This is a genomic window from Williamsia sp. Y844 (assembly GCF_056786475.1).
Map to the genome: position 1 here is coordinate 1 of NZ_JBXCJB010000008.1, position 1,179 is coordinate 1,179.

Genomic DNA, 1,179 nt, shown 5'->3' on the forward strand with positions numbered 1-1,179 from the left:
AGCTGGGTGTGGTCGCAGAGACCAGAGAGAAGCGACTGTTTACTAAAAACACAGGTCCGTGCGAAGTCGTAAGACGATGTATACGGACTGACGCCTGCCCGGTGCTGGAAGGTTAAGAGGACCGGTTAATCACTTCGGTGGTGAAGCTGAGAATTTAAGCCCCAGTAAACGGCGGTGGTAACTATAACCATCCTAAGGTAGCGAAATTCCTTGTCGGGTAAGTTCCGACCTGCACGAATGGCGTAACGACTTCTCTGCTGTCTCAACCACAGACTCGGCGAAATTGCATTACGAGTAAAGATGCTCGTTACGCGCGGCAGGACGAAAAGACCCCGGGACCTTCACTATAGCTTGGTATTGTTGTTCGGTTCGGTTTGTGTAGGATAGGTGGGAGACTGTGATACATGCACGCCAGTGTGTGTGGAGTCGTTGTTGAAATACCACTCTGATCGTATTGGACATCTAACTTCGGACCATGATCTGGTTCAGGGACAGTGCCTGGTGGGTAGTTTAACTGGGGCGGTTGCCTCCTAAAATGTAACGGAGGCGCCCAAAGGTTCCCTCAGCCTGGTTGGCAATCAGGTGTTGAGTGTAAGTGCACAAGGGAGCTTGACTGTGAGACGTACATGTCGAGCAGGGACGAAAGTCGGGACTAGTGATCCGGCACCGGCAAGTGGAAGCGGTGTCGCTCAACGGATAAAAGGTACCCCGGGGATAACAGGCTGATCTTCCCCAAGAGTCCATATCGACGGGATGGTTTGGCACCTCGATGTCGGCTCGTCGCATCCTGGGGCTGGAGTAGGTCCCAAGGGTTGGGCTGTTCGCCCATTAAAGCGGCACGCGAGCTGGGTTTAGAACGTCGTGAGACAGTTCGGTCTCTATCCGCCGCGCGCGTAAGAAACTTGAGGAAACCTGTCCCTAGTACGAGAGGACCGGGACGGACGAACCTCTGGTGTGCCAGTTGTCCTACCAAGGGCACTGCTGGTTAGCTACGTTCGGAAGGGATAACCGCTGAAAGCATCTAAGCGGGAAGCCTGTTCCAAGATGAGGTTTCTCACCACCTTTGCGTGGTTAAGGCCCCCTACAGACCATGGGGTAGATAGGCCAGAACTGGAAGCCCGGTAACGGGTGTAGGTGACTGGTACTAATCGGCCGAGGACTTACAACCAAAACATGACT

General features: G+C 53.7%; 1 rRNA gene. It reads left to right on the forward strand.

What is annotated here, in order from left to right:
- Nucleotides 1-1,169 (forward strand): 23S ribosomal RNA (locus AC1TQG_RS27760); the annotation flags it as partial.
- Between the last annotated feature and the right edge of the window lie 10 nt (nucleotides 1,170-1,179).